The sequence below is a fragment of the Bartonella sp. MR110HLJHH genome, from assembly GCF_042194225.1.
Classification (GTDB): domain Bacteria; phylum Pseudomonadota; class Alphaproteobacteria; order Rhizobiales; family Rhizobiaceae; genus Bartonella; species Bartonella grahamii.
Genome location: NZ_JBHIMQ010000029.1, coordinates 1 through 5814 on the forward strand (window position 1 = coordinate 1; position 5814 = coordinate 5814).

Here is a 5814-nt window from a genome sequence, read left to right on the forward strand (position 1 = left end):
CCTTGCATTAAGACGGTTCATAAGAGCCATTTTTAGTCCTTTCTTATACAAATTTGATCCACACGCTCATCCCACTTGTTATGTGCAAATAGTGGTTTTGATTGATTCAAGATAAACAGATTTGAAATGAGAGAATCTTACGTTATTCGGGACTCTCACTCAACATACAAAACAGTGAATTATCATTATAAATCAATATCTTGTACGATGTTGACGGGAAACAAGCAGCTTTTGTTTCCATTCTCGTTCACGCTACCCCCGCAGAAAACATAGCGGTTGGCAAACTTTGGTTAGGGGCTGATGAACTGTGTGGTGGTGTAGAAATTCTTAAAACACCGGTCAATATTCCTTTGCGTGCCGATGTTCGCGAACAATTCAAAATTTTATTGAGGTTTTAACATGAAGCATGAAAGTGGTTTACCCTTTGCAATTGACAGATCGGTAGGCAAAGAGGAACAACAAAGCGTTGTCTTTTATGGCACGCGTCCTTTTATTCAAAGTGGTGAACTGAATGAAGTTCAAACCATTATAAGGGGACGGCATGACCGTTTGGGGCGCCTTGTGGCACAAGAAGGAGACCGTGTTGAATGGGCGGATGCTTTTGTCAATAAAGAGACAAGGACTGTCACGTTAACGGATGGCAAGATTTATATTGCCGGTGATATCTTTCCGGTCTCTGAAGCTGTACTCAACAATGTTTCCATGATTGGGCGCTTGGAAATTGGTGTGAAACTACAAAAAAAATGGATAACCCATGAGGATGATCCAGAGCTGTTGGGGCAAGTCCCTGGCACCTTGGCAGAAGGAGAGCCCGGTGCCGCCCGCGAAACAGCAAAGCTTGTTTGGGCACTGAAAGAGGATGCGCAAAGTGGCACTTTCTTTCCCGTTTATATCTTACAAGATGGTGTTCTGATTGATCAAAAATCCCCATCATTGCTTGAACCCGCCATGCAAGCTATTGCGACGTACGACCGCGCTCATGGGCATTATATCGTGAGTGGCTGCCGTGTAAGCGCATTGGGAGCAAATAATGGTTGCCAAGTGTTTAGTATTCAAGAAGGAGAAGCCAATATCAATGGCTTTAAACGCAAACGCCTTGCTGCTTTGCGTCATGAAGAGCCAGAGGGTTTTTCGACAAGCGTTGTTCCAAGCGAAACGCATATTTTTGCGCCCCAAAAAGGGAAAACAAGTTTCACTTTTAAACCCTATTATTTTCCTATTGCTGATATTCAGTCTCTTTTGTTGACAAAAGAAAAAACCGTTAACGTCACCCGTGGTGCAGTTGCCGCTGGGCGTGATGGTGTTCCTGATAAAAGCATCACCTCTTTTATTAAAGTCGTTCAAGGAAGCAAGGAATTTAAAGAAGGCACAGATTTTAAAAAAACCGGAGACACCATTGATTGGGCACCCGTGGGAGACGAACCTTTACCGGGCAGCAGCTATAAGGTGACTTATCGCTATCGTGCAAAAATCACCGCTGATAAAGTAACAGAGCAGGAAATCACAGTCTCAGGTGGGGCGCAAGGTGGTGATATTATCGTCAGTTACACTTACAAATTACCCCGCATTGACCGTATAGGTCTCAACACAGGGGGCAATGTGGTTTACATCAAAGGCATTTCATCAGACCAACCTATGGCACCCAGTGTCCCTGATGATGTGTTGTCCCTTGCAACGATCACCAACAATTGGCTTGAAACGCCGGTTGTGGTCAATGATGGAACGCGTGTTGCCCCCTATGATGAGATGTGGCGCTATTTTCAACGGGTGCTTTCGCTTGACCGTCTCATGCAGTTAGAGCGTATTAAAAGCAATGTGGACTCTAAAGAACCTGTCGCCAAAAAAGGCATGTTCGCTGACCCTTTTCTAGATGACTCTTACAGAGATGAAGGCTTTCAACAAACGGGGGCTGTAGGCAACGGCATTTTGCAGCTTGCTATTGACCCAACATTCTATACTGCTCCTTTAAAAGCGCCTGTCACGCTTGACTGGACAAATGAAGTGATCATTGCGCAAGAGTTGACAACGGCTTGCGAAAAAATCAACCCCTATCAAAATTTTGCACCCCTGCCTGGTACAGTAACCCTTGAACCCGCGACAGACTTTTGGCATAAACAGCGCACCGATTGGCTCTCAAGCGTGACCAATCAACTGAACATGGGCTGGAACCGTGGGAGAAGCGTTCGTAAAACAGAAATCAGTGATGATTTGGTGAGTGCAACCCAAGAGCAAATCGATTTTTTGAGACAAATTACCCTTTCCTTCAAAATTGAAGGTCTTGGCAAGTGGGAACAATTAGAAAGCCTCACTTTTGATGGTGTGAATGTCTTGCCGAATTATCCCCTTTTTGCCGATTCTTATGGCGCCATTGAGGGCACTTTTAAGATTCCTAAAAATATCACTGCTGGCACAAAAAATGTTGTGGCACGAGGCAGAGGTGGAACAATTGCAACGGGGCTTTTTACCGGTCAAGGTGTGATTGATGTGAAAGCCATGCGGCGCACCACAACGGTGAAGATATGGACGCAAGTAGACCCACAAGCGCAAGTTTTTACCCCCGATGAAACACGGCAAATCACCGGTATTGACTTTCATCTTTGCAAAATCGGTAATCAAAACCATGATTTGGTGATTGATTTGGTCACCACAGAAAACGGTTATCCGACCGCCGATATTCAAGCGCAAAGCTTTTATTCTATGAAGGGCGCAAAGCTAGGTTGGGCAGAGGCACGCTATGATGTACCACTCCTTGTGATGGATGACCGCTTAACAGCTTTTGTCATTAAAACCGATGATGCTGATCATTCTGTCTCTTTAGCAAAGCTTGGGGATTTTGATGCAGAACACCAGAGATACGTCTCGAGCCACCCTTACGTGACCGGTCCACGCTTTTCTTCTGTCAATGCGCAGACATGGACCGCCCATCAAGATGAGGCTTTAGCCTTTCGTGTGTTGGCAGCCCGCTACACACAAACAGAAAAAGTCGTAGACTTAGGCACTTTTGACCTTGTTGATTGTTCTGATTTGCAAATACGCGCAGCCATTGAATTGCCTTCAAGCGATTGTTCTGTCATCTTTGAAATTGAACGAAACAATGGCACGGTTTATCAACTCCTTCCCTTTCAATTGCTAAGCCTTACTGAATATATCAGTGAAAAGGTAAAGCTTCGCGCTATTCTCAAAGGCACCGAAAAGCTTTCACCCGTCTTGTTTGCTCCTGTTCAATTGATTGCAGGAAAGATCCATAAAACAGCCACTTATGTCACCCGTGCTTTTTCCTTTGGAGAAAAGGCAAGGCTGACCAGTTATATCAAAACCTTTTTACCGGGCGGTGCAACCTTTACACTCGAGATGCAACTGGATGATGGTGCTTTTGTTCCTCTCACATTAGAGGAAACAGAGCAACTTGCCGAGCCCCTTTGGACAGAGCGCAAATTTATCAGTGGTGATAAAACAGCCAAACAAGCGCGCCTCAAACTCACGCTTACTGGTGGACCGGCGGCACGGTCAATGGTGAGTGATTTTGGCGCCGGTATATTGTGATGGGAGAACAGAGATGACCAAAACCAAAAAACTCGACATGGAATTGCCTAAAGAAGGACGCTTTATCAGTTCTGAATTCCCAATCTTGCGGGAAAACTTGACCAAAATTGATCAAGCCATTGTTGATATTGAGGAAAAGGTAGACGAAAAAGCACCTTCAAAACACACGCATAGCATAAGTGATGTTGCAGATCTTGAAACAGCCCTCAATGGCAAAATGGCAGCGGATAAAACCTTCTCATTTGCTGATTTAAGCGATATCGAAGGCGCAAAAGATGCCGCAAATAATTATGTTCTCTATAAATCAAGCAATAATAACTTCACCTTTGGCAGTGCTGTATCTTTGCTTGGCTCTCATCAACATAAGATTGAAGATATTGTGGGGCTCGATAAATTTAGAGTCAAGCTTAATGAAGATCTCACAAGCTATGGGCGCCTAGCAAGCCCAAATGAATGGCAAAGTTATAATAAATTTACCAGTAAAGTTACTATAAATGGTGGTTTAGAACTGTTGGGTAATTCGTCGTTTAATCTCACCCATAATGGTGAAGTGGTCACAAACTTAAGTGCGAGTGGTAGCTTGCTTAAAGGACCTTTAAAAGTCGATGGAGATCTTGTTTATACGAAAGCGCAAGTGGATGCCGCCATTTTGTCACAAATAAAGAGTCTTAAAAAAGATTTGACCGATAAAATCACGAATTGGCCGGCTCTTGCTGATGCTGAATTACTGTATACGCAAGATGGAAAAATTCAATGGCCAGACTGGGTAACGGATAACACAAAAGTCGAAATCCAAGCATGGGGTGGCGGCGGCAGTGGTGGGGGTGGTTATTCTTATTACTTAGGAGGCGGTGGCGGCGGTGGCGGTTGTACGGTATGGTATGGTTATAAAGCGAGTTTAAAGGGTCATGAGAATATCGCTATTGGTAAAGGAGGAGATTCTGTTTCAGGGAGGACTGTAACAGGTAAGTCTGGAGGAATAACAGCCGTTGGAAAGAATTTTATTACCGCTACAGGAGGAAAGGGGGGTGGGGGTGTTTCTGCCTATCAATCTCACACGGGATTTGGTGGTAGTACGACTACCTTCTATTCAGGTACTGGTGGCGCTGGAGGTACAGGTGGAAACTTTGGTTTAGCAACAGACGAACATCTAGGAATCGCCAAAGGCGGAAATGGTTATGCTGGAACGAATGGAATTACGAGTAAAACAAGTGGGAATGGAGGCGATGCTGGAGGTGATACATCACGTGGTGGCGCTGGAGGACTAGGCAAAGGTTCCTATAGTTCGGGAAAAGCAGGGCGTGGTTTTGGTGGTGGCGGTGCTGGTGCTCACTCTGATTCTTCTTCAAGTGGTGCTGGTGCTGATGGTGCCGTTCTTATAAGATTATGGAAAGAATAAATGGATGCACAAGTAACCAAGATATGACAGAAGTCAAATGGATAGCTGTTCTATAAGCAGGCTTATATGTTTTTAAGTCCTTTTATCGCTCTTTCAAAGCCCTTTTAAAGGGCTTTTTGACTGACAGTGTCAGGCTTATGGAGCATGGTGATGCTTGTTATGGTCTCTTCATTGATTTGGAGAGCAAAATGGCAACAGAATTTAATCATGGGATTCGCATTGTAGAGGCTGGTAAGGATTCCCGTCCCTTAGCAACATTTGATCAGACCGCCATTGGGGCGGTTGTCACAGCCCCTGATGCTGACAACCAAGTTTTTCCCCTCAACGAGCCTGTTCTTCTCTTTACGCATGAGGGTGAGAAAATCCAAAAGCTTGGGGCAAGAGGCACGGCTCTTGATGTGATTAACGCCGTGTGTGCGCAAGGGATTGAGGCACAAATTATCCTTGTGCGTGTGGAAGAAAAATCAACCATTGCTGAGACACAAACTGAGATGGTGGGATCAAACGCTCACCTGACCGGTGTGCATGCGCTAAAACACGCTAGAGGGCATTTAGGGGTGGAACCTGGCATTTTACTGGCACCAGCTTATAGTGCAGGGCGGATTGATAATGGCAAAAACCCCGTGGCGGATGCCTTGGAACAGGTGGCAGAAAAGCTACAAGCGATTGCGGTTTTTGATACGGGTGGTAAAAACACGGAAGAAAGCCTTGCCTATCGTGCAGATTTTTCCTCACGCTTTTGTTATTTGATTGACCCCTTTGTACGGGTGGCAAATAGTGAGGGTGGTTGGAGTGTTAAACCGGCAAGTCCCTTTGCTGCCGCCATGTTTATCAAACGTGATAAGCAAAGGGGCGGTGTTTTTTGGTCTCCC

The 5814-nt window shown here is 45.1% G+C and carries 2 protein-coding genes and 2 pseudogenes; all 4 read left to right on the forward strand.

Features of this window, described 5'->3' with window-relative positions; translation table 11 throughout:
* Positions 1 to 206: 206 nt before the first annotated feature.
* Positions 207 to 398 (forward strand): annotated as a pseudogene (locus tag ACFIKB_RS08715) (phage tail protein); the annotation flags it as partial.
* A gap of 1 nt (position 399) precedes the next feature.
* A complete protein-coding gene (locus ACFIKB_RS08720; protein WP_375653347.1) occupies positions 400 to 3543 on the forward strand; it encodes a DUF4815 domain-containing protein in 3144 nt (1047 codons plus the stop codon).
* Positions 3544 to 3556: 13 nt separating this feature from the next.
* Positions 3557 to 4942 carry a Bgr_08870 family protein gene (locus ACFIKB_RS08725; RefSeq protein ID WP_375653350.1) on the forward strand — a complete coding sequence of 462 codons (1386 nt, stop codon included), beginning with the start codon at positions 3557 to 3559 and terminating at the stop codon, positions 4940 to 4942.
* Between the two features lie 188 nt (positions 4943 to 5130).
* Positions 5131 to 5814 (forward strand): annotated as a pseudogene (locus ACFIKB_RS08730) (phage tail protein); the annotation flags it as partial.